The sequence below is a fragment of the Lentzea albidocapillata subsp. violacea genome (genome assembly GCF_900100275.1).
Lineage (GTDB): Bacteria > Actinomycetota > Actinomycetes > Mycobacteriales > Pseudonocardiaceae > Lentzea > Lentzea violacea.
Window position 1 is genome coordinate 16,437 of record NZ_FNET01000004.1, and the last position, 23,773, is coordinate 40,209.

Consider the following 23,773-nt stretch of genomic DNA (forward strand, 5'->3'; position numbering starts at 1 on the left):
CTCGATGGCCCCCATCGGTCCAGGTACCCACTAACGCGGCTCCACCAGCACACTCACCGTCCGGTTGAGAGCCGGGTCCCCACCCGCGTGCGGTGCTTCCGCCTGGTCCGCCGACTGGGCGGCGAAGGCGGTGGCCGGCTGTTCGCCCACGTCGCCCAGCACCTCGATGGCGGCCGCCGCTCTGGCCAGTGCGGTCGCCGATCCGCCGGTCGTCGGGCCGCCTGGTACGACGACGCCGTGGCCGAACACGGTCACCTGGACTTCCTTGCCTCGCAACAGGCTGCCCCAGCGCTCCAGCTGCCCGCGTCCTTCCGGGCTGAGTTCGGTGCTGTCGGGCAGGAACATGCCCTGCTGGAAGACAACGTGAACTCCGTCGTCGTGCTGCTCCAGCCGGACGTGCGCGCCGGCCAGCTCGGTCATGAGCGAGCGGAGAGCTGCCTTCCGCGGGTCCGGCGTCACCGCGACGGGCTGCGTCGCCGGTGCAGGTGCGACAGCAGCCTGAGGTGGTGGCGCCGGTGTCTGCTGGGCTACCAGCACGCCGGCGAGTGCCGCCACCACGACCGCTGCCGAGCCGGCGGCGGCCAGCGGCAGTGGCCGGGCTCGGCGCTTGCCTTCGGTGATCGCGGTGACGAGCTTCGTGCCCGCCAGTGCGGACGGGTTCGCCGGTTCCTGGGCCAGGACTTCCGACCACGCCGTGGCCGCCGCGGCGAAGTCGCCGCGCTGGGCGTGGATCCTGGCCAGCAGGTCGAGGGTGTCCGGATCGCGGCCGAGGTCGTCCAGGATGCGCACGGCCGCGTCGTACTCGCCTGCGCGGGCCAGGTCGGCGGCGCGGGCCAGGTCGAACCCGCGCACCTGTGCGGCGATCATCGTTGCCGTCCGTTCTGGCTGCGGACGCCACCAGGCGAGCGTTCCGGTGCGCCGACGGGCCAGAGCTTGCGCAGCTCCTGGTTGATCTCGGGCAGCAGCCGCCAGTTCTGCTGGGCGATCGCCATGTTCCCCTCGGCGATCAGGGCTCGGGCCCGCATCGGCTGGGTCATCCTGCCCATGTTGTCCCGGAAGTGCTGGAAGAGCGCGATGTCGAACGTCTCGTCGCGCCTCATCACCGACGTCGACAGGTGGACCGCGCGTCCGATCAGCTCGTCGACGGTGGCGCTGTCGGGGTTGCCGCGCACGTCGGCGGCCCTGCGTTCGATGTCCGCGAGCTCGAGCAGGTCGTCGGCCGCTCCCTTGCGGTCCAGGAGGTCCCGGCACTGCTTGATCTCGTCGTCCAGCTCCGCCAGCAGGCCGTTCAGCTGGTCCTCCTCCTCTACCTCGTCCAGCACGGCCTGGATGTCCCGCAGCCGGTGGTCGGCCGCCGCCGCGCTGCCGGGATCGGTGGCCGCGGCACGGACCTCGTCGCGGGCGGTGTCCAGCACCTGCTCACCTTCCAGCCGGTCGAGCTTGCGGCGCGCCACGGCCGACACCCGCCGGTTCTCCCGCAACGCGGCCAGCCTGCCGTGCACCTCACGCAGCTCGCGTTCGAGGTCCGCGGCGACCGGCGGCCGCACGCGGGACAGGTCGATCTCGGCCTCGAACTGCTCGTCCACCAGCGGCACGTCGGCGACCACGGTCACCCGGCGCGACTCGTCCACCTCGATGGTGATCTCCACCTCGCTGTCGCCCGGCAGGTCGATGCGGACGTCCTTCGGCCTGATCTCGATCAGGCCGATGCGCAGGTTGCGGTCGGCCCTCGCCCGCTCGCCCTCGACGAGCGGAATACGGATGACGGCGTCGGAATCCGTGCGGTGCAGGGCGATCGTCGTGTAGAAGGTGCTGCGCGCGACGGCGGGCAACCTGGAACCCTTGTGCAGGATCGGGGTGAAGGTTCCGTCCGCTTCGGACAGTCCGAGCGAGTTGGTGAGCACCTGGCCGCCCAGCTCGTTGCGCACGTGCGTGATCGACGCGGTCGCCGGGTTCACCTTGCGCCGCGCTCCGGCGGGGTCGACCAGCAGCACGTCGAACGTCGACGTCGCCCGCTCGTCCACCAGCACCTCGGTGACGAACGTGCCCTGAGCGTCCAGGCTTACCTGCGGCGTACGGAACGGTGGCATGCCGTTGGCGTTGTCCAGCACGACGTGGAAGCGCGCCCAGTCCTGCTCGGTCGTGCTCTCGAACCGTCCCTGCACCGGCACCAGGGTCAGGCTCGTGTTGCGCGGGTACCTCAGGTCGACGCCGAACTCGCCCTCCACGGGTCGTGTCTTCGGCCGGTCCAGCGGCACCGTGCTCGCGAACACCGCCGCACCCCTCGCGACGACGGTGGTCGGGTCCTGGCTGTGGTCGAGCTCGATGCCCAGTCCCTCAACGGGATCTGCCAGGCGTTCACGCAACGCCGGCGCGAGAGTGGTGCCGCCGACCAGCAGCAGCTTGTCGACGTCGGCAGGGCCGAGCCCGGCTTTCGTCAGTGCCTCGCGGCACAGGTTGATCGCGCGCAGGTAGAACGGCTCGGCGACGCGATCGATGTCGTCGCGCCGCAGCGTGTGTTCGAACACGCGCTGGTCGCCGCCACCGACGTCGAGATCGATGAGCAGCTCGGTGTTGCCGGTGCGCGACAACTCGATCTTGGCGTCCTCCGCCGCGGCCTTGAGCACGGCGAAGTTGCGCTGCCACACCGGGTTGTCCCTGCGCAGGTCACGCAGTCCCAGCTCGGCCACCACCGCGGGGACGAGCAGGCGTTCCACGATCGCCCAGTCGATCAGCTTGCCGCCGAGGTGCGGGTCGCCCGCGTGGTCGAGCACCCGCAGTTCTCCCTCGTGCGTGCTGACCACCGCCGAGTCGAACGTGCCGCCACCGAAGTCGAACACCATCCAGCAGGCGTCGGTGCTCTCGTTCTGGAACCCGAAGGCGAACGCGGCCGCCGTCGGCTCCTGCACCAGCGGGCAGTTGCCGAACCCGGCGAGAGCGGCGGCCTCACCGGTCGCGTTGTTCTGGTGCAGGCGGAACGCGGCGGGCACGGTGATCACCGCCGCCTGTGGCGGCTCACCCAGCACGTGTGCGGCGTCGGCCCGCAACGACTTCAGCACCTCCGCCGAAAGCTGCTGCGGTGTCATGGGAACGCCCGCTTCGCGGAAGAACCTGGCCGCACCGTCGAGACCCATCTCCTGCTTGAACTCGGCGTGCGCGTTGGCCATGTCGGCCGCGAGGCGGTCCCGGGCACGACGACCGACGTACGTGACCCCCTGCTTGGGGATCCAGACGGCAGACGGCGTGTAGTCCCAGTTCTCGTTGTTCTTGATCACCGACGCGCTGCCGTCGCGCACCACCGCGATGGCGCTGTTCGTGGTGCCCAGGTCGATGCCGAAGTCGATGGTGTCACGCACCGGTTACCTCCATTGTGCTGTCGGGGCGGCCGACGATGACCTGTCCCATCTGAATGCGCCTGCCCGCCAGGTAGACGGACGGGCGGACGGTCTCCAGCACCGTGTCGTGCCGCAGCGCCGGGTCCTGTTGCAACGCCATCACCTCCAGCGACTGCTCCGGGTAGAACTCGGTGCCGTCGTGGTCCTGGATCATCAGGCCCGCCTCGTCCAGCGCCCGCCGGGTCGCCTGCAGGTACCTGCCGACCCGCTTGGCCTCGCGCGAGTCCTCCTCGCCGAGCCGCGTCAGCCTGCGTTGTGCGCGCCAGAGATTCGTCGCGGCGTCAGCGAGATCCTTCTCGTCCAACGCCGGCCTCGTGTCCGGTGTGTCCTTTGCGGACGGAGCCGGCAACTGCTCGACCAGTCCGGTCAACGAGACCGGGTCCGGCCACCGGGGTGCGGAGATCCGGAACTCCCTGTGGTGCCGCCGTTGTCCGCGCCACGCCGCCCACCTGGTCATCAGCGGTCCCGCCGATCGGCGAACACCAGGGTCAGTGCGTAGGCGAACGGCGACGCCACCGCGAATGCCAGGGCTGACCACCAGAACGGCTCCAGCACCTGCGCAGGAAATGTGGCGAGCGCCCACCAGCCGGCGACGAACGCGGCACCGCCGCTGAGGAAGGACGTCACGTCACCCATCAGCGCCTGGTACCAGTTCGCGCCGATCACGCCGAAGGGAACCCAGGAGAGCAAGATCGTCGCGAGGATCGACAGGACCGTCGTTCCACCGAGAACGCCGACCGCGCAGATCGTCACCGCGGCGACGAACACGACGAACAGCGCCACGTTCGCCGGCCAGCGCGACAGCCGCGGTGGCTGGCCGGCCAGCTCGTCGAGCATCGCGTCGACCTTGGCACGCTGCACGGGATCCGTGATCCGCAGCTGCAACCGACGGAGCGTCCGGACCGCCGCCGCCTTGTTGCCCTCGCGCACCAGCTGGATCACCTCGAACTGCCACGAGGACGTCGGCAGCGCCAGGTTGTCCTGGATGATCTCCCGGTCGCGCTGCTCGACGACGAACGACAGCGCCTGTTCGAGGAGGTCACGCGCTCTCAGCTCGTCGCTGTCCCGCAGCGCGAGCCCACAGTTGTTCAGCGTCACGGCGATCCTGTTGCGGTCCTTGGCCGACCACCGGTACCGCTCGTGCGGCGCCAGCGCCTCCAGCAGGTTCGCGAGCCTCGGCAGCTCCTCGGCCCGCTGGGCGGCCGTACGCGTGGACCCGTCGTTCAGCAACGAGAGGACCTCACGCACCAGTGCGTCGATCCGCGCGGTCGTCGGCCCGGCAGCGGAACGGTGCGCGCCATCGAGGAGGACCGCGGGCACGTCCCACGTGTCCAGCAGGATCGCGAGCCTCGGCCTGGAGGGAGCTAGCGCGACCTGCGGCGCGAGCAGCGCCTTCGGCAGAGCGTCCCGCAGTCCCTCCACTGTGGACTCGCTCATTCTGCGGTCCGACAACGCCTTCATGCGGTGCCGCACGTGGTCGAAGAACCTCGGGTCTTCCAAAGCGTCCATCCACGCGTCCGCCGCGTCGATCCACAGGTCGTCGTCGGTCTTGTCGTCGAGTGCCTTCGCGTGTGCCTCGACGGCGATGTCGTGCACCTCGTGCACCTCCGGCGCACAGCCACAGGCGCCTGGTTCGCCCCACCACCAGAACAGCTCGTCCACCAGTCGGTGGTCAGGACGTTCCAGTGCGTCGAACGCCGCGCGCACATCCTGCGCGGAAGGCGGTGACGGCAACGGCAGGTGCCGGTCGCCGGGGATCGTGCCGCCGAGGTCGAGAGCGCCGAGCAGCAGATGGCGTTGCGCGCGCACCTGTGCGGGCTTGGCGTCGGTGGCCAGCCCCACGACGCGGAACGGGTTGCGCCGGTACAGGTCCGGTCCCGCGATCTCACGCAACCGGCCCGCTGCCACGCGGCCCTTGTCCTGGCTGGGCGCGGACATCACCCCGCCACCATCCTCAGCACGGCCATGCCTTCGCTCACCGCCGCGAGCTGCACGACGAACGCACCCGGCACGGCGGCGGGCGGCTTCGCCGGATCGCCGCAGGATCCCCCGGTCATGCCACCGGCGGACTCACCCAACCGAAAGACGTAAGCGTTACCGCAGGACGCCTTGGGCGAGGCACCGAGCTCGTATCCGCCGTAGGCGACGGCGAAAGTGATGCCGTCGGCGGTCACCTCGGTCACGGAGAAGGTGTGGCTCTGCACCGCTATGTCGACCGGGCCCGGGATGGTCACCTCGCAGGTGCCGTCCGCGCAGGCCGCGTAGTTCGCGCCGTCGGCTGCGGTCAACGTCGGCGCGGCAGAAGAAACGGTGGTCGTGGTGGTGGTCGTGGGTGCAGGCGCGCCACCCGTGGCCGTGGTACCGCATGCGGCCAAGGAGTAGGCGAGCAGGAGGCACCCGGCTCGTCGGGACGGTGCGGAGATCGGCATGAGATCACGCTATGGCCGCGACGAGCCCGAAGCGCCGCACTGACCTCTTCCTGCCAGAGCACACAACCGGGTTCGTCGTGGCAACCACGATCGCACCATGATGAAGAGGATCGGCGCGCTCGTCGTCGCGACGACCATGGCGTGCCCCCCAGCGGCGGCCGCGCCACCGGCGGGTGCCTGCCACAACCCGACACCGGCCAGGCAGTCGATCACCGAGCTGCCGTGGGCGCAGCGCACACTGATGCCGAAAACCGTGTGGCCGCACAGCAAGGGCGCCGGTGTGCTGGTCGCGGTGGTCGACTCCGGTGTGGACTCCGACCACCCGCAACTGCGCGCGCCGGGCAAGGTCCTGGCGGGACAGGACTTCTACCTGGCCGGTGACCTGCCGGGCAGCTTCGACTGTGTCTCACACGGCACCGCCGTCGCGAGCATCATCGCCGCGGATCCCGTCGACGGCACCGGTTTCGCCGGACTCGCGCCGGAAGCGAAGATCCTGCCGGTGCGTGTCACGGACCGCGATGTCACCGAACAGGGCGCGCCGTCGGCACTCGACCCGGTCGTACTGGCCCGCGGCATCTGGTACGCGGCCGACCACGGAGCCAAGGTGATCAACCTGTCGGTCGCGGGCAGCACGGACAACCAGTACGTGCGGGACGCGATCGCGTACGCGCAGTCGAAGGACGCGCTCGTGATCGCCGCCGCCGGCAACACCCAGGACGGCGAGAACCCGGCCCCCGCAACGTTTCCCGCCGGATACGACGGGGTGCTAGGCGTCGGCGCGGTCGATCCGGCCGGAACGAGGATGCCCGCGTCGCGGATCGGCGCGCAGGTCGACGTCGTCGCGCCGGGCGTCGGCGTGACCGCGGCGACCCGCGCTGGCGGCCACCACTACCAGAACGGCACCAGCTTCGCGGCCGCGTTCGTCTCCGCCACCGCGGCACTGGTGCGTTCCGCGTGGCCAGGGCTGAGCGCCGGCGAGGTGGCGAACCGGATCATGGCGACGGCGAGCCCGGCGCCCGGCGGGGAGGGCACCGCCTACGGCGCGGGACTGGTGAACCCGTACCGCGCGGTGACCGAGGGACTGTCCCCCGCGCCGCCCGCGACGCTGCCGGACGTGGCCGTCCCGCCGGAGGATCCCGAGCAGATCCGGGTGGCGGCCTGGTGGTCCCGCACGACCTGGCACACCCGCTTCACGGGCGCGACGGTGATCGGTGTGGTCGCGCTGGTACTACTGCTCGCGCTGGTGCTGCGCCGTGGCCGCCGGGAGGGCTGGCAGCCGCGGCGAGCGGATCCGGTTTCCGCTGAGCCGGCCAGGGACGAGCTGCCCGACGAGGACTCGCTGTTCACCCGCGGGTGAACGTGGCGGGGCGGCTGAGCCTGGTGTGCTCTGCGGCATCCGGCTTCCTCATGCACAGCTGAGCACGCCGCGCCAACCACGCCACCTTCACCACCCAGGCCAGCTCACACGGCTGAGCGCGCCAACCGCGCCACCCTGCACCCCTCACCCGCGGCTGAGCGCGGCGCGATGCCCGAGCCCGCTACCCTGCGGCAACCGAGCCACCAGAGCGGCGGGCACCCGCACCGGCCTCACCCCGCCATACCCGAGCCACTCCGCGACATCCGCGTTCTCCAGCGGATGCGCACGTCCCTGGTCGGTGACGATCACGAACGTCCCCGCCGGAGCGTCCGCGCCGGGCATGACCTCAACCAGCGCACCGAAGCCTGGTGCGACCCGCACGTGGTCGGCGAGCGGTGTGCCGCGCGTGGTTCGTCGCGCGGTCAGGGAAAGTGGGTCCTCGGCGGGCATCCGGGGGTCGATTCGCACGCGGGGCACGGCCACTCCTGGCTCGTAGGTCGCGCAGATCGCGGCCGTGTCCCGGCCGGACCCCGCGATGACCGGCCGGAGCGGTGGGGGCGCGCCGGGGTCCGCGTCCTGTGCCGGCAGCTGACGTGCCTCGGCCGCGTCCAGCAGGCTCAGCCGCACCGGGACCGGTTCGCCGCCACCGTAGGCGGCCGCGGTCGGCTTGAAGCCGAGCTGGACGTGGTACTGCAGTTCGGTGATCGGCCTCAGCACCTCGGTCTCGGCGAGGTAGTGCTGCACGCCCGCGGAGGTCTCGGCGACCAGCAGCTGGCCCGCGCGGATGTCCTTGCGTGCCGCGACCGCCGTGGAAGGCTCGCCCGCGCCGGCCACGGTGATGGGCGCGATCGTGTCCCCTGCGGGCAGTACGTCCAGCACCGCCATGCCGACCCGGGCGCGTGGTGCGGAGCGCAGCGCCAGGCCGACGGTCACGGTGTCCGGCTGGCGGATGCGGTGCCGGTAGCCACGCCAGATCAGGTGGTGGTCCCCGGAGTCCGGCGTCTGCACGAGCAGGGCCTCGTCACCGAGCACCTGACCGTCCGGTGGTTCCGCGCCGACCATCAGCACCGAGCGGTCCACGGTGGCGCCGGTGGAGTCGGAGGCGGAGCGTGAGCACAAGGACCACGCGCCACTCATCAGTCGACCGGGCGCGGGGAGTGCGTCCGGAGCGTCCTGGATGCCGATGCGCGGCCCGCGCGGCGCGCCGACCAGCGAGTTGCGGGACACCGAACGGGTATTGCCGTGCTTGCCGAGCGCGAGCAGGGCGGAGGTGTAGTTCAGCACCGGGTGCAGCCGCCCGTCGAGGTAGACGTACCTGGTGCCGGTCTCCTTCTCTACGATGACGGCGTCACCGGCGCGCCACGCCTTGTTGCCGCCGGGCACGACCATGCCGTACACCCAGAAGCCCGCGAGCACGAGCACGGCGATCGCGATGCTGCCGAACGCGGCCATCGACGGCGGGCGGAACGGTGGGTGCTCCGGATCGGTTTCCCTGCGTACCAACGCGGATGTGACGCGCTGGACCAGGAACTGGTGCGACTGCAGTTCGTCGCGTTTGGACGCCACGTCACCCTCCCAGCCCGCGCAGCAGCCCGTACAGGCCCAGCACCGCGCACACCACCGGCACTGTGGCCAGCACCAGCACCATCTCCAGGATCTCGGCGTAGCGCCCGAGGAACGCGGTGGGCGCCCGCTTGCTGAACACGAGGCCCGCCACCACGGCGAGCGTTCCCGCGACCAGCACGGCCGGCACCACCCACACCCCGATAGGCAGGCGGAACGCGACGCAGACGACCCCTGCCACGCCAGCCGCCAGCAACGGGGCGCGGTGCCGGATCGCCTTGTACAGCCGGGCGCGCAGCAGCAAGCCGAGGCTCACGACGCCCAGCAACACCAGCGCCCAGAGATCACCGTCGAACGCCAGCAGCAACTCGCAGGCGACGGCCGTTCCCGCGATGCCGCAGAGCAGCCCGGTCAGCAGTGAGTCCGCCCGCAGCACCGCCGCGTACACGACGGGACGCGGAGGCTGTGGGTCGTCGCGCACCAGATCCGCCGGAGTGCGCGGCAGCACCGGCATCGGCACGCGACTCAGCCTGACCGAGAGTCCGGTGCACAACGGCGAGAACACGAGCGCCACACCGGCGCCGATGGCCGCGACGCCGGTCGCGTCGAGTGCCTCCGTCGTCGTGAGCCAGGCTCCGGTCAGCCCCAGCAGGCCGGCGACGGCCGCGCCGGTGAACAGCGCTCCCCTGTCGACGACGCCCAGCTGCCCGAGAACGGCCGCGAGCAGGAGCGCGGCGCAGCCCGCCAGGATCTGCGGAGCGCCCATGCCACTCCACAGCACGACGCCGCCGGCCGCGGCACAGGGCAACGCCAGCGCGGCAACCGCCGAACCCGCTCCCGCATCACCCAACGCACGGGCGAGCGCCGTTCCCGCGGCGAGCAGCACAACGGCCAAGGCCAGCGGCAGCCACGGCGGGCCTGCCCGCACCGCCACCACGAGCGCGATCAGCACAGCGGCGGCACCCGCGGCGAGCCCGGCGCGTCGGGTGTGGCCGGGCCCCCACAGCGAACCCGTCCGCGAGGCACCCGCCGCGATCGCGTCGACCACGTCGTCGTACTCGAGCTCCGGCCAGTCCAGCCTGCGAGGCACGAGGTGCAGCACCTCACCGTCGCGAACCCGGTGTGCGCCGAGAGAGAGCGCGAGATCCAGCCGCGCGCCGTCGGTGCGGCGCAACATCCAGCCACCGTGCTCGACGCCCGCGTCGGCGAGTCCCTCGCCCGCGTGCGCGAGCAGGCCCGGCACGACCTCGGCCAGCGGCGACCGTTCCGGCAGCGCCATGTCGATGCGCCGGTCCGGTGCGGCGATGGTCACCCTGACCAGCCCCGTTGTCGTCATTGTTTCCTCAACCTTCGAGAGGCCACTTCCTGCCGTGAGGGCTTGACCGCCCATCCACCTACCTACGATCACCGGGTGACGACCAGCATGGAACCGGTTCGGCAGCTAGCGGCCACACGGGAGGACCTCTCTAGGATGGAGCCCGCGATGGGGACTGATCACGGTTTCGGCGACCTGGTGCCGCGCGGCACCGGGCCGATGGCGACGGTCTACGCGGGAATCCGCGTGGACACCGGGGAAGCCGTCGCGCTCAAGGTGTTCCGGGCCAAGCTGCCGCGTCGCACCCGTACCGAGGTCGAACGGGAACTCGCGAGCCTCGCGCCGCTGCGCGCCCACGCGTCCGTGCTCGTCCCCGACGGAGTGGAAGACCTCGGCGACCGCACCGCGCTGCGGATGGAGCTGTGCACGCAGTCGCTGACCGACGTGGTGGAGCAGGAAGGTCCGCTGCCGATCGCGGAAGCGATCACACTCGGCAGGACGCTCTCCGAGGCACTCGCGGCGGCGCACGAGGCCGGCATCGTCCACGGTGGCGTCACGCCGGGAAACGTCCTGTTCCGGCCGTCGGGTCAGCCCGTGCTCGCGGACTTCGGCGTCACGCTGCGCAGGGTGTTCCCGCACGAGGGCGGCGACGGGGTCGACTTCCTCGCACCGGAGACCCTGGAGCACGGCACCGCCGACGAACGCTCCGACCTCTACGGCCTCGGCGCCGTGCTGTACCTGGCGTTGTCGGGCCTGTCACCGCATCCCGCGCGGCTCGGTGAGCACCCGGACGACCGCAAGCTCCGCGTGCTCGGCTCGACCGTGCCCCGGCCGGACCGCCCCGACCTGCCCGACGAACTCGCCGAGCTGGTGAGGGCACTGCTCGCGAAGGACCCGGCGATCCGCCCCGGCAGCATGCGCCACGTGGCGACGTGGCTCGGCAGGCTCGCCACACCCGGCCGGTCCACCGCCGAGTTCGACGACTTCGCGGACTTCTCCGGCGCCCCGCCCCGCCCGCCGATGCCGCGTGGCACCCCCGTGCTGGTCTCCGCACCGGGCACGACCGGCGGGAAGCATCCCGCGTTGCCGGTGATCGGCGGCGCGGCCGGACTGCTCGTCGTGGTCGCGCTGGGTGTGTTCCTGATGCGCAGCGATCCCGCGGTGCGCGGCGACGCGCCCGCCTCCACGCAGTCGGTCCCACCCACACCGGCGAAGGCGATCGTGCTGCAGCTGGTCGACCCCGTGGACAACGTCAACTACGTCGACCTCTCCTGGCAGAGTCCGGAACAGCTGGAGTTCGCCGTGGTGGTCGCCGGGGAGGGCGAGCAGCCGAAGGTCATGCTCGCCAAGCAGAACCGCTCGCTGAAGGTCGACGTGGACCCGACGCGCAAGTACTGCTTCCTCCTGCAGGGCACCGACGGCACCCATGTCTACGAGAGCAAGCCGAAGGCGTTGCGCGGCGCCACCTGCAAGCTCTGACGTCTTCTTCTCACGACCTCAGCGTGCGCGGATCTACGGCGGCACGCAGCCGGGCCGCCAACCCACGGGTGCGCAACCCGCGCCGGATCGCGCGCACCGCGGCCCAGGCGTCGTCGCGGACCTGTGCGCCCGGTGTCGCGCCCGACCACATGGCGAAGTCCACTGTGGACGCGAGTGTGCGCATCCCGGCCGCGGTGGCCGGCAGGCCCGCGACGGCCGCGGCCGCTGCCACCTCCATCGGGGTCATGCCCACCGTGAGCGGCACTCGGTGCTCGCGCAACCGATCGCGTGCTTCCAGCCAAGCGCCGTGCACGGCGGCACTTCCCGGCCCGCGCCGTCGCCCGCGGGCTCTGACCCACTTGGCCGCCGGCACCCCGGCGAGCCAGCCGAACAGCAGCACCGCGACCGGGATCAGCGTCGCGCCGAAGGGGAACGGCGAGCGCTGCCCCTCCGGCGCGGCCTGCTGAGCCGGCCCCGGTGCCACCGGCGGGTCCTGCGGATCGACCGGCAGCTTCTCCCGCGCATCCTGCGTCGCCGCGGTCAGGCCGTTGTCCTTGCCGGCACCGCGCGTCGCCGCGCCGGCCGGGTCCAGCGGCACCCAGCCGACGCCGTTGACCGCCACCTCGGGCCACACCAGCGCATCGTCGTTGTAGACCACGTACTCACCGCCGGACTTCCGCTCCGGGGTGCGATATCCGACGACGAGACGGGCCGGGATGCCGAGCATCCGCGCCAGCACCACGTACGCGGCGGCGAACTGCTCGCTCGTACCTTCCTTGGTGTCCAGCAGGAACCGGCGTAGCTGCGGCCAGCTCTGCCCGCCCGCGCCGTCCACCCGCCGGTAGTGCTCCCGCAGGAACCGTTCGAGCTGCAACGCCGACGTGAAGCTCGAACGGACTCCCTTGACCGCCCCGGTGGCAAGCTCGGCGACACCGGGCGGCGGCGTGCCCACGCCGTTCAGGCCGCCCAGCGCGGGGTCGGTCGCGAATCCGTCGAGCGAACCATCGACCTCAGGCGCCCACCAGCTCAACCGGTAACCGACGTCCGTACTCAGTGGACTCGGTGCGAGCAGGCTGCCCTCGGTTTCCTCCACCAGCGGGTCGGCTCCGCTCACCGCGGCAGGCCACGGCTGGCTCGGCAGCCACCTCGTCCCCGTCTCCCGCAGGCTGATCACCGCGTCCCTGCGCGTCACCGGAACGTCGAGTGCGGGCGGTGGAAGCTCGGTGCCGAGCCTGCGGTACCGGCTGCCGGCCGCCCAGGTGACGCCGTCGTAGGTGTCCAGCACGACGATCGGCCACCGGTCGGGCACGCACTCGTCGCACGCCGGCCGCACGCTGAACACCGGAGCGTCCGGATGCGCGCGCCGGTAGGCGACGTCGTCGAGCGGACTGGTCATCCTGGCGGACACCGGCACGAGCTGGTCCTGCTTGAGCGAGTAGGCGGGACCGGGCATCGGCACGAGCAGGCCGATCACGACCACGACCGCGGTGACAACGAGCGGCGCGGGCAGGAACGCCTGCACGGACTGATGCTCGTCCGCCGGACGGCTCACCACGAACAACCCCGCGGCGACGGCGACGTACGAGAGCGCGGCCACAACGGCGGCAAGTCCGGTGAGCGCGCCGAACAACTGGCTCAGCACGACCACCAGCAGGCTGGGAACCAGTGCGAGCACCGGTTTCTTCAGGCGCAGCAGGACTTCCAGGCCGAACACGCACGCCGGCAACACGAGCAGCGGCACGAACAGCATGAGCTGCGCGTCGGGCCGCGCAGGCCAGGTCGACTGCAGGGTGAACTGCCACGAGTCGGTGACGCCCGCGGCGAGCTGGGCGAGCGTCGTGCCGCTGGGAAGCCCCGCGACGGTCGTCGGGAACAGCAGCACCTCCACGACGGCCAGCAGTCCGGCCAGCGTGACGACGAGCGGGCGCCACGCGACGATCGACCCGCACAGCAGTGCCGCGCCACCGGTCACCACGGCGACGACCGCGATGACCGGGAGCAGTGCGCCGACACCGAAAACGGGCGCGAAACACAGCCCGGCCACGGCAGCGGCGAGGACGACGAACGCGACGAGCAACCGGTCCTTCACGTGCGCACCCCGTTCCACAGACCCGCCACCGCGGCGGCGTGGACAACGAACGCGACGGGCAACCGCTCCTTCACGTGCGCACCTCGTTCCACAACCCCACCACCGCGGCGGCGTCAGCGGCGGCCAGTACTCGCGCACCCGGCACGGGAACGGCGCTCCCGTCCGGCGTGAGGGCGAGCAGGAAGATCGAGGAGTAGCGGGAGCGAAGCGCGGAAAGCTCCGACACGTCCGCGCCCCCGGCCGTCACCACGGCAAGGCAGCCACCCTGGTGCCGGACGGTCGACAACAGGGTCCCCGCCCCGTCGCTCTGCCGCGTCAGGCAGAGCTGGTCGAGCAACTGCCGTGCCGCCAGCGGCCCACCGGCTGTGGCGACGTCGGTGCCACCCGACGTCAGCAGTCTGGCGTGGTGCCCGGCGAGCGCCGCGGCACGCAGCAGTGAGGCGGCGACGTCCACCGCCTCCTCGAAAGCGAACTCCGGCATCGCGGACGCGCGGGTGTCCAGCACGACGGTGAGCCGGGGCTGGTCGGGGTCGGCGGATTCCTTGACCATCAACCGGCCGGTGCGCGCGGTGGCCTTCCAGTGGATGTCGCGCATCTCGTCGCCCGGCTGGTACTCCCGCAGTTCACGAAGGTCGAGCGAGCCGCGCAGGTGCTCGTTCGACCGGCCCTCGTGGTGGTGGCGCGGGAAGCCGCCGGTCCGTGCCAGCGCGGGATGTGAGCGCGGGTGCACCCACAGCGTCACCGTGTCGCCGACGGTCAGGCTGTTGTGCGCCAGACCGAACGGATCGGTGCGGTACAACCTCAGCGGGCCGACCGGCATCCTGCCCCGCACGGGCGTCGGCAGGTGGTAGTCGTACGGCCGCGAGGCGCCCGGTGCCAGGCCGTGCGCCTGGACCGTGCGGTGGAACCCACCGGCGGTGTCCCTGGCGAGGAACCCGCGCTGCCACTTCGCGGAGCTGTTGCGCACCTTCAGTTTTCCCAGCGCCTGCGAACCCCGCTCGACGCGGTCCGGGTACACGTCACGCGTCACCTCGACGTTCACCGGCCGGAACGTCACGAGCACCGCGGCCACCACCGCGACCAACCCCGCCAGCGCCAGCAGCAGGAACAACGGGTAGCGGCCCCAGAACCCGGCCGCGCCCAGTCCCAGCGACACCACCAGCACAGCGGTGCCCCGCACGGTCAGCCGCATGACCTAGCGACCCGCGGCGCTCATCGTCGGTGCCGGGGTGGTCGCGAGCACCTCCGCCACGACGTCCGCGGCGGACCGCTGCTTCAGCTCGGCCTCCGCGGTCAGCACGAGCCGGTGCGCGAGCGCGGGCACCGCGACGTACTTGATGTCGTCCACGGTGACGAACGAACGACCCACGGTGGCCGCCAGCGCCTGCCCTGCCCGCACCAGAGCGATGCTGCCGCGTGGGCTCGCACCGAACCGCACTGACGCGTGGATCCGCGTAGCCGCACAGATGCGGGCCGCGTACTCGCAGATCGCCCCGTCGATGAACAGCCCGCGGACCTCGTTGATCGCCTCGACCAGCGAGGCGATCTCGACGACCGGCTGCAGCCGGTCGACGGTCATGCCGGTGCAGTTGTTCATGATGATCGACACCTCGTCGGCGACGTCCGGGTACCCCACCGACAGCCGCAGCAGGAACCGGTCGAGCTGCGCCTCCGGCAGCCGGTAGGTGCCCTCCATCTCGATCGGGTTCTGCGTCGCCACCACCAGGAACGGCGCAGGCACCTCGTGCGCCACCCCATCGACGGTGACCTGGCGTTCCGACATCACCTCGAGCATCGCCGACTGGGTCTTCGGCGTGCCGCGGTTGATCTCGTCGGCCACGACGACGTTCGCGAAGACCGCGCCGGGGTGGAAGGTGAACTGCTCTTCCTTCTGGTGGTAGACGGTGACGCCGGTGATGTCGCCGGGCAGCAGGTCGGGGGTGAACTGGATGCGGCTCCAGCTTCCGCCGATGCTGCGCGCGAGGCACCGCGCGAGGGTCGTCTTGCCCACTCCCGGCACGTCCTCGACAAGCAGGTGTCCCTCGGCGAGCAGGGCGACGATCGCCAGCCGCACGACGTCCGGCTTGCCCCTGACCACCAGCTGGACGTTGTCGGAGATCGCCGAGAACACCGCGGCGGCACGCATCTGGTTCATTCCGTCCATTCCAGGCGGTTCGAGGACACCCCGTCGGCCGTGACCCACACGGTGTGGCCGGCGCCGTGGTAGTAGAAGGCGTCGAGCACTGCGGAGCCCTGCTCGTCGGTCGTGAGGCTGTGACCGGGATTCTTGTAATCGGAGTCCGTCGAGTGCGGGTCCACCTTGTACCGGGTCCGCGGCTCGAACCCGGTCATGACGACGTGCATCCAATAGCAGTTGGGCTCGGCGCATGGGGATGCGAGCGCGCCCTTGGTGAGGCTGATCTTCTTGACGCGCTGGGGCGGGACCTGGCGTGCCGTCGCGGGCGTTCCCCGGCCGGCGCTGTTCTGCGCGACCACGGTGACCGTGAACGGGTGGTCGGTGCCCTGCCAGATGCCGTTGATGACGTACGAGAGCGTGGTGCCGGGCACCGAGGCCGAGCCGGAGCGGCCGCCATCGCTCTGCCAGGAGACGTGGTACGCGGTCACCGGTGCGCCGTTGGCGGGCGCGGCACCCCACGTGACGGTCGCGTCGACCTGCTGGGTCGTGATGGCGATGGCGAGGTTCTGCGGCATGCCGGGCGGGGTCACCGGGATCGGTGGCGGTGTCTGCGGCGGCGGTGGCGTCCGCGGCGGGTCGGTACGCGCGGGCGGCGGCACCGGCCTGCCGGTGTTCGGTGGTGCCACCGGCCGGTCAGCCGGTTTGTCGGCGGGCTTGTCCGTGGTGGGCTCGGTGGGCGGCGGCACCGGCTGCCTCGGCGCGTCCGGCTTCGCGGCGATGACGGGGACCGGCTGCAGCGAACCGTCCTTGTCCACGACCACGACGTGCTTGCCCTCTCCGCCGTCGACGTACACCCGCGCGTCCTCGCCGCGAACGAGCTCGGGCCTGCCCTTCTCCTGGGGAATCGGCATGGAGTGCTTCGGACGCCCCTGGTTGTCGTAGGTGCGCACCGAGCTGTTCTTGTGGTCGAGCAGCACGACGGACTCACCGCTGACCGACGGACCGTCGTACTCACCAGGCGGGAGCTGCACGGTCGCCGCCGGCGGGCGCTGCTCGGCGAGCGCGCCCTTCTCGTCGACACGGGCTTCCACGAGGTGGATGCGGTTCGCGGAGGGGTCGAGCACCGCCACCTTGCCGGCGGCGTCGGCGGGAGCGATCCGGGCGTCCGGCGGCACGTCGGCACCGAGCTTGACGGCGGCACCGAGCCCTTTCGCCTCGACCACGCTCATCGTGTCGGCGGTGGTGTCCACGAACAGGACCCTGTCGCCGCTGACGGTGAGGCCACCGGAGTGGCCGGCGGGCGCCATGGGGCGGCAGTCGAGACTGGTCGCGCCGCGCGCCACCCTGCAGATCGTCCCGGAGTCCGTGCGGTGCACCCACACCGCGCCGTCGCTGGTGGCGACCGGCGATCCGACCGGGCCTCCCGCGGACATGACCTGCGGGTCCAGGCCCAGGCGCACGATCTGGCCGCTCTGCCGGAAGACCGAGTAGGCCCCGCCCGCGGTCTCGATCGACACGGACCGCTCGCCCTTGACGGGCACCGGCACCGTCGCCTCCACGGAGAGCGTCGACTTGCCGAAGATCGTCACGTCGTCCTCGCCGACGACGTAGCCGCGGGTCTCGTCCTGCACGACCTGGGTGCCGGGGGTGAGGCCGGGCACGGACACCTGCGCGTCGGACTTCTTGGTCGCACCGTCCACGTGGACGGCCAGCCCGAGGTCCAGGTTCGCGATCCAGTGCCCTGCCGGCATGAACTCGAGGCCGGGTACCTGTTTCGCGGCACCGGTCAGCGCCAGCGTCACGGTCGCGACGACGGCGATCACCAGGCCGAGCAGCGGCCAGCGGGAGTGCTTCCGTTCACTCACGGAACACAGAGTAACGACGTCGGTACACGAAACATTCGGGATCGGTACATTCACCGCGACCCGGTGGGCAACGCGATCTCGAAGATGGCCCCGCCGGTCTCCGACCGGTAGATCCCGAGCGTGCCGCCGTGCGCGTGCACGATCCGTTGCACGAGGTAGAGGCCCAGTCCCGTCGACCCGCCGCTGCTGCTGAACCGCTGGAGCGCTCGTTGCGCGGCCACCGGGTCGAGCCCTGGTCCCTCGTCGGCGACCACGACCCGGCCGTTGCCCACGCTCACGTGCACGACCGGGTCGGTGTGCGGCAGGTGGCCGTGCTGGATGGCGTTGCCGATCAGGTTCTCGACCGCGCGCCCGATCATGTCCGGGTCGGCGTCCACTCTCGTCGGCACGGCCGTGAAGGTGATGCGGGCGCCCTCCGCGGGAATGTCCTCGACGACGGCGGAGACGAGCTGGTCGAGCTGCACCGACTGGATGGCGAGCTGCTGCACGCCGGCCTCGAACTTGGCGTGCATCAGCTGCGTGCCCACGATTCCGCCCATCCGCTTGGACAGCCGCATGATGCGCGGCAGCACCTTGCCCATGCTCCCCGGATTGCGCATCGCCGTGTCCGCGAGCGCGCGCAGGCCGGTGACCGGCCTCCTCAGGTCGTGCGCGACGCCGTTGAGCATCTCCTCGTGCTGGTCCAGCGCGATGGCCGCAGGTCTGATCGCGAGTCCGGAGAGGACGTGACCGGTGCCGCCGAGTGCGCCGATGAGGATCACACAACCCAGCGCCACGAGCAGCACGCGCCGGTCACGCCGATCCTTCTCCAGCTGCGCGTCGGCGTGCGCGACGACGGCACCGACGTACGGCCCGTTCGCGCTGGTGAACGGCTGCGCGTAGACACGGACGAGTTTCCCGTCCACCGCACGCACATAGGCGCTCTGCGGCGCACGCGCGCGCACCGCGTCGGCGGCCAGTTCGCTCAGCACAGCCAGATCAACGTCCACACAGGACATACCGCTCAGATACGGTTCGAACTGCCCGCCGCCCGCGGGCAGCACCGCGAACTGCGGGCACGCGACCGTGATCGAGTCCCCGAAGAGCGCTCTCGTGTCGAGTTTGCCGTCGGTGAACTCGAGCTGTCGCACGACCAGCGGTGGCACCCTGCTCAGGCCGGCGTCGAGCGCCTGCTCCCCCTTCTGCTCGTCCAGGTCGAGCATGAGCCACGCGACCAGCAGCAACCCTGCCGCGTTCAACGCCGTGAACAGCCCGGTGAGCAGCCACCTCAGCCCGCGCAGCCGTGCCGCGGCCCCGGTGGTCACCGCTGGGCCTCCAGCCGGAAACCGACGCCGCGCACGGTGTGGATCAGCTCCGGTTCGAGCAGCTTCTGCCGCAGCCGTTTCACGACCTTGTCGACGACGTTGGACATCGGATCGGTGCTGGTGTCCCAGCAGTGCTCGATCAGCTCCGACCTCGTCACGGTCGTGCCCGCCCGCGAGATCAGGTGCTCGAGGACGGCGAACTCCTTGTGGCTGAGGATGAGCAGCACCCCGCCCCGGCGCGTCTCCCGGCGCGCGCAGTCGACCTCGAGGTCGGCGTGGCGCAGCACGGACGGGCGAGCGCGCCCCGCCCGGCGGCACATCGCCTGGACGCGGGCGGTCACCACGGCCATGTCGCACGGCTTGACCACATAGTCGTCGCCCCCGTGGTCGAAACCGGCCACCCGGTCGGTGACGCTGTCCAACTGGGTCAGGAACAGCACGGGGGTGGCCCAGCCCTCCCGGCGCCGGCGGTGCACGTACGTGATCGAGTCGCCGTCGGGCAGCAGCCTGTCGAACACGACGCAGTCGTAGTCGTTGCTGTTCAGCGCCCTGTCCGCGCCCGCGATGTCCTCCGCGTCGTCGACCTCGAAGCCCGCGGCCTCCAGCTCCACCACAAGGGCGATGCGCGTGTCCTCGTAGTCCTCGACGAGCAGCACTCGCGGAAGGACCACTCCCGCCGGTCGTGTCATCAAAACCTCATGTGGTCACGGACATGGTTGGCGCTGTGACACCGATCGCCGCGCCTTCGGGGGCATCAGCAAGGGGCGTAACTCGATGATCTTCCACGTACTCGGCCCACTCGAGGCGCACTCCTCCACCGGCGCGGTCGTCGATCTCGGCACCCGCAAGGCCGGGACGGTGCTCGGGGTGCTTCTGCTGCACCCTAATGCCTGGGTGCGGACCGACGAGCTGATCAGCGCGACGTGGCAGGAACATGCCGTCCCCGCGGCGGCGAAGGCCAACCTCAAGACGTACGTGTCGCAGCTGCGGCGCACACTGCCGCCGTTCGGCGAGGGGAACCGCATCGAGGCCCGCCCCGGCGCGTACCGGCTGCGGGTCGGCCGGGACGAGCTCGACTCCGACCGGGCCGCAGAGCTGGCGGCGAACGCGCGGGCCGCGATCGAGGCGGGTGACCACCTGGTGGCGGCCGGACTGCTGGAGGACGCGCTGGCGTTGTGGCGCGGCAGGCCGTTCGAGGGCTTGGCGCTGGACGAGGCGTGCACGGCCGCCGGCCGGCTCGACGACCTGCGCCACGACCTCGAGGAAAGCCTCGCCGGGGCGCGGCTCGCGTCGGGCAGGCCCGCGGAGGCGATCGCCACGTTGCGCGAGCTGACCAGGCACGACCCGTTGCGCGAGGGCGCGTGGGCGCTGCTGGTGCGGACGCTGAACGCGGCGGGCAGGCGTGGCGAGGCGGTCGCCGCCTACCGTGAGGCGCGGGCGGTGCTCGCCGACGAGCTCGGTGTCGAGCCCGGTCCCGAGCTGGCCGGCGCGCTCACCGACGGCGCGGCGCGTCCCCGCCGGGAGATGCCCCGCGATGTGCCGGCCTTCGTCGGCAGGGCGCGGGAACTCGCCCTCCTGCGGCGGTTTCCGGATGGTGCGCCCGTGGTGATCGACGGGATGAGCGGTGTCGGCAAGACCGCACTCGCGGTGCACGCGGCACACCGGCTGACCGATGACTTCCCCGACGGGCAACTGTTCGTGAACCTGCGCGCGGGTGCGGTCGCCGTGAGGGACGCGCTGGCCAGGATGTTGCGCGGTCTCGGGATCTCCGACGTGCCGGCGAACGTGGACGAACAGGCCGCGCTGTGGCGGTCGGAGCTCGCCGGGCGGCGGGTGCTGCTCGTGCTCGACGACGCGGGCGACGCGCGGCAGGTTCTGCCGCTGTTGCCCGGCGACGGGCAGACCGCGGTCCTGATCACCACGCGGCACCGTGGGTGGCGCCTGCCCGGCGAGACGCGGATCTCGTTGGAACCGTTGGGCCGCAATGAGTCCACCGCACTGCTGAGGCAAGCCGCCGGCCACCGGGTGGGAGCCGATCCCGCAGCTGTCGTGCGCGCCTGCGGCGGCCTGCCCAGCGCGCTGCTGGCCGCGGCGGCCCGGTTCCTCAGCCGCCCGTCGTGGACTGTCGCCGCGCTGGCGTCGTGGTGCGCCGAACCGGGACGGCTGCTGGACGGGCTGATGTCGTCCCATCCCCTGCTCGATGCCGGTGCCCAGCGGGCGTTCCGCTCGATCGGCGGCCTGCCGCTGGAGTTCGACTGTGCTCTGGCGGCGCACCACATCGGCGTCGGCCAGCAGGACGCCCGCGCACTGCTGGAGGAACTCGTCGACCACCACCTGCTGGACGCGCCGGCGATCGGCCGTTACCGCAGCCACCCGCTCGTGCGCGAACTGGCCAGGCGCGCGGTCCCCGCCGTCGTCCTGGCCGCTTGAGGAGTGCGTGATGGCGAATGAACTCCGCTTCGTCGGTTGCCAGATCGCGCTCGTCTGCGGCGCGCTGGCCGCCGGCTTGCCGTGGCCGGTCGCCACCGGGCTCGGCGCGGCGGCGGTCGTGCTGCTCGCGGTCAGCGTCGCCCGGCTGCGCGGCGAGTGGTTGTCCACGATGCTGGCCGCCCGGCTGGGACACCAGCTGCGCCGCCGGACCCACGACGTCGGCAGCCCGGAGCACGAGCCGGAGGCGTTGTTCGACCTGCTGGCCCCTGAGGGCCGTCTGCTGACCGCCGGGCTCGGTGACCGCTCGGCGGGCCTGCACAGCGGGCCTTCCGGGCTGGCCGTCGTGTTGCGCCCCGACCTGACCTCGGACCTGCTGTCGTTCGAGGCCGAGGGCATGACCGGACGACTCGTGCTGCACGCGGGCCCGGTCCGGGATCGCGCTCCCCGCGGGTGGCTGGCGATTCGCGCACAACGCGACTGCGCGGTGTTCGACGACGACGTGCTGCTCGCGATGCTGACGAACACGGTGCGCCGCAGGTTCAGGGGCGTGGACGTGCTGTCCGAAAAGGACGTTCGCTCGACCGTGGTGGCGCTGACCCACACCGGTTCCGGCCGGGGACTGCTGCACGAGAGCTGGGCGTTCTGGCGCGCGGGATCCGTGGTCCAGTCCGGTTTCCGGCTGGCCGGGTTCGGCCGGACGGGCGACGCCAGGTGGCCGTTGCTGCGCGAACTGCTCGACGCCGCGCCGGGCGTGGCGCTCACCGCGGCCGTGACGACCGGCCCCGACGGCGGTGCCGTGCTCCGGATCGCGACCACCACCCACACCGCGATCACCAGCGCGGCCACCGAACTCTCGCACGTCTGCGCGCGCCGCGGTGTGCGTCTGGAACGACTCGACGGACGGCACGCGAGCGCGGTCGCCGCCACCTTGCCCATTGGAGGGGGATCATTGTGAACACGCTGTCCTTGGTGCGCTCCGACTCGCCGGTTTCCGTTGGTGTGGAAGCGAAGCTGGCCTCGGCCACCAGCGAGGTGATGATCGCCAGGTCGCTGACCGGCCGTCCGGTCCTGTTCCACCAGGCCGACCACGACAACCTGCGCCGGGGCGTGCGCTACCGGGTCCTGGTACCCGACCACGCCCGCACCGCGCACGGCATCTCGGCCCGGCTGGGCGCGCTGGCGCTGGCCGGAGCGGACATCCGGACGATGCCGAAGGTCCCGCTGGACGCGCTGATCGTCGACCGCTCGCTGACCGTGCTGCCCGCCGGGCGCCGCGACTCGGTCGCCGCGTTCGAGCTGGCCAGCGTCGTCACGACCACAATCGAGCTCTTCGAGCGCATCTGGCAGACCGCGGTGCCGTTCACCGCCGCGGTGGCGTCCGCCGGGGACGTGACGGACCGGGAACGCGAGCTGCTCACGCTGCTGTTCGCGGGCTGCACCGACGAGGCGGCCGCGGCGCGGCTCAACATCTCCGTGCGCACCGTCCGCCGCACGGTCTCCCAGCTCATGGACCGGCTGGGCGCGCGCAGCCGGTTCCAGGCAGGCGCCAAGGCGGCCGACCGCGGCTGGTTGCTCGACCACGCCAGCTGATGTCCCGCGTCCGGGCGGGGCCGCCGTGAGGTGCCCCACTGGGCGCGAAACAGACCTGGCAGGGACTGCGGGCTTGCCACTAGCGTCGATCATTGTGCGCGTTCTGATGACCGAAGACGACGAGGACATCCGTTTCGCCGTGGAAACCTCACTGCGCGCCGCGGGTTTCGCCGTCGATGTCGCCACCGACCTGCCCGAGGCCGACGAAGCGCTGTTCGTGAACACCTACGACTGCGTGATCTTCGACCGGGTCCTGCCGTCCGGGGACGCGCTGCACTACGTGAAGCAACGCCGCCTGGACGGCTGGGCCGCCGCGGTGCTGTTCCTGACCGGGATCAACAACCCGGTGGAAGGCCTGCCCTACGGCGACGACTACCTGGTCAAACCGTTCGCCATGCCGGAGCTGATCGCACGGGTGCGCAGTCTGTGCCGCCTGACCGTGGTCGCACCACGGCAGGTGCTGCGCCACGGCGACGTGGAGCTGGATCTCGCCAGGCGGACCGCCACCCGCGGAGGCCGGGCGCTGAGCCTGACGGTCAAGGAGTTCACGGTGCTGGAACGCCTGGTGGCCGCGGCCGGGCAACCGGTGCGCCGCGACGACCTGATCGCGGCCGCATGGGACGCCGAGGTGCGGCCGTCGTCGAACGTGCTGGATGTCGTGATCACAGCGCTGCGGCAGAAGATCGGCCCTCCTCCCCTGGTGCAGACCGTGCGCGGCATCGGTTACCGCTGCGCCTGACTTCTGGGCATGACCTTTTGGGCCTGACTTCCACTGTGGACTGATCGCCGCACTGCCGCGGTCCTCTGGCCGGAAGCGGTC

At 71.6% G+C, this 23,773-nt stretch carries 19 protein-coding genes; 6 read left to right on the forward strand and 13 right to left on the reverse strand.

From position 1 onward, the window contains the following. Positions 1-30 precede the first annotated feature (30 nt). The 5 genes from BLR21_RS10560 to BLR21_RS10580 are packed head-to-tail and all read right to left on the reverse strand — an operon-like array spanning position 31 to position 5,824. Positions 31-867, reverse strand: coding sequence for a hypothetical protein (locus BLR21_RS10560; protein ID WP_090005664.1), 837 nt, complete (start codon positions 865-867; stop codon positions 31-33). Continuing rightward, positions 864-3,356, reverse strand: coding sequence for an Hsp70 family protein (locus tag BLR21_RS10565; protein WP_090005665.1), 2,493 nt, complete (start codon positions 3,354-3,356; stop codon positions 864-866). Before BLR21_RS10565 ends, BLR21_RS10560 begins: the two co-directional genes overlap by 4 nt. Beyond that, a complete protein-coding gene (locus BLR21_RS10570; RefSeq protein ID WP_090005666.1) occupies positions 3,349-3,852 on the reverse strand; it encodes a hypothetical protein in 504 nt (167 codons plus the stop codon). The genes BLR21_RS10565 and BLR21_RS10570 overlap by 8 nt, the downstream gene beginning before the upstream one ends. Next, positions 3,852-5,333, reverse strand: coding sequence for a UbiA family prenyltransferase (locus BLR21_RS10575; protein WP_090005667.1), 1,482 nt, complete (start codon positions 5,331-5,333; stop codon positions 3,852-3,854). Before BLR21_RS10575 ends, BLR21_RS10570 begins: the two co-directional genes overlap by 1 nt. Then, complete coding sequence (locus tag BLR21_RS10580) at positions 5,333-5,824, reverse strand: hypothetical protein (protein ID WP_090005668.1); 492 nt, start codon at positions 5,822-5,824, stop codon at positions 5,333-5,335. The genes BLR21_RS10575 and BLR21_RS10580 overlap by 1 nt, the downstream gene beginning before the upstream one ends. A 97-nt stretch (positions 5,825-5,921) precedes the next feature. Here BLR21_RS10580 and mycP point away from each other — a divergent pair, with 97 nt between their 5' ends. Next, positions 5,922-7,181: a type VII secretion-associated serine protease mycosin gene (mycP, locus tag BLR21_RS10585; protein WP_338061039.1), complete on the forward strand. Its 1,260-nt coding sequence runs from the start codon at positions 5,922-5,924 to the stop codon at positions 7,179-7,181. A 144-nt stretch (positions 7,182-7,325) separates the two neighbouring features. Here mycP and eccB read toward each other — a convergent pair whose 3' ends face one another. Together eccB and eccD are read right to left on the reverse strand one after the other, a co-directional pair. Then, positions 7,326-8,747 (reverse strand): type VII secretion protein EccB, encoded by a 1,422-nt coding sequence (gene eccB / locus BLR21_RS10590; RefSeq protein WP_090005669.1) that lies wholly within the window; start codon positions 8,745-8,747, stop codon positions 7,326-7,328. A gap of 1 nt (position 8,748) precedes the next feature. Beyond that, positions 8,749-10,080 (reverse strand): type VII secretion integral membrane protein EccD, encoded by a 1,332-nt coding sequence (eccD, locus tag BLR21_RS10595; protein WP_090005670.1) that lies wholly within the window; start codon positions 10,078-10,080, stop codon positions 8,749-8,751. A 147-nt stretch (positions 10,081-10,227) separates the two neighbouring features. Between eccD and BLR21_RS10600 the strand changes: the two genes are divergently transcribed. Further along, positions 10,228-11,538, forward strand: coding sequence for a serine/threonine-protein kinase (locus BLR21_RS10600; protein WP_090005671.1), 1,311 nt, complete (start codon positions 10,228-10,230; stop codon positions 11,536-11,538). 10 nt (positions 11,539-11,548) lie between these two features. Here BLR21_RS10600 and BLR21_RS10605 read toward each other — a convergent pair whose 3' ends face one another. The 6 genes from BLR21_RS10605 to BLR21_RS10630 all read right to left on the reverse strand — a co-directional run bounded on the left by BLR21_RS10605 (position 11,549) and on the right by BLR21_RS10630 (position 19,622). Then, the gene (locus tag BLR21_RS10605; RefSeq protein ID WP_143027678.1) at positions 11,549-13,627 is read right to left on the reverse strand and encodes a transglutaminase TgpA family protein; all 2,079 of its coding nucleotides are present in this window, start codon (positions 13,625-13,627) and stop codon (positions 11,549-11,551) included. A gap of 70 nt (positions 13,628-13,697) precedes the next feature. Beyond that, the gene (locus BLR21_RS10610; RefSeq protein WP_090005673.1) at positions 13,698-14,819 is read right to left on the reverse strand and encodes a DUF58 domain-containing protein; all 1,122 of its coding nucleotides are present in this window, start codon (positions 14,817-14,819) and stop codon (positions 13,698-13,700) included. 3 nt (positions 14,820-14,822) lie between these two features. Then, positions 14,823-15,782: an AAA family ATPase gene (locus tag BLR21_RS10615; protein WP_256334612.1), complete on the reverse strand. Its 960-nt coding sequence runs from the start codon at positions 15,780-15,782 to the stop codon at positions 14,823-14,825. Further along, positions 15,779-17,629: a fibronectin type III domain-containing protein gene (locus BLR21_RS10620; protein ID WP_256334613.1), complete on the reverse strand. Its 1,851-nt coding sequence runs from the start codon at positions 17,627-17,629 to the stop codon at positions 15,779-15,781. Before BLR21_RS10620 ends, BLR21_RS10615 begins: the two co-directional genes overlap by 4 nt. A gap of 50 nt (positions 17,630-17,679) precedes the next feature. Beyond that, a complete protein-coding gene (locus BLR21_RS10625; protein ID WP_090005674.1) occupies positions 17,680-18,933 on the reverse strand; it encodes a sensor histidine kinase in 1,254 nt (417 codons plus the stop codon). Beyond that, entirely contained in the window at positions 18,930-19,622 is a 693-nt protein-coding gene (locus tag BLR21_RS10630) for a response regulator transcription factor (protein ID WP_176929574.1), read from the reverse strand. The genes BLR21_RS10625 and BLR21_RS10630 overlap by 4 nt, the downstream gene beginning before the upstream one ends. An 85-nt stretch (positions 19,623-19,707) precedes the next feature. Between BLR21_RS10630 and BLR21_RS10635 the strand changes: the two genes are divergently transcribed. From BLR21_RS10635 to BLR21_RS10650, 4 genes are all read left to right on the forward strand, one after another. Next, complete coding sequence (locus BLR21_RS10635; RefSeq protein ID WP_090005675.1) at positions 19,708-21,363, forward strand: AfsR/SARP family transcriptional regulator; 1,656 nt, start codon at positions 19,708-19,710, stop codon at positions 21,361-21,363. 10 nt (positions 21,364-21,373) lie between these two features. Continuing rightward, positions 21,374-22,318, forward strand: a complete 945-nt coding sequence (locus BLR21_RS10640; protein WP_090005676.1) for a hypothetical protein — start codon at positions 21,374-21,376, stop codon at positions 22,316-22,318. After that, a complete protein-coding gene (locus tag BLR21_RS10645; RefSeq protein ID WP_256334614.1) occupies positions 22,315-22,953 on the forward strand; it encodes a helix-turn-helix transcriptional regulator in 639 nt (212 codons plus the stop codon). The genes BLR21_RS10640 and BLR21_RS10645 overlap by 4 nt, the downstream gene beginning before the upstream one ends. 94 nt (positions 22,954-23,047) lie before the next feature. Further along, on the forward strand, positions 23,048-23,692 hold the full coding sequence (locus tag BLR21_RS10650) for a winged helix-turn-helix domain-containing protein (RefSeq protein ID WP_090005677.1): 645 nt from the start codon (positions 23,048-23,050) through the stop codon (positions 23,690-23,692). Positions 23,693-23,773 lie beyond the last annotated feature (81 nt).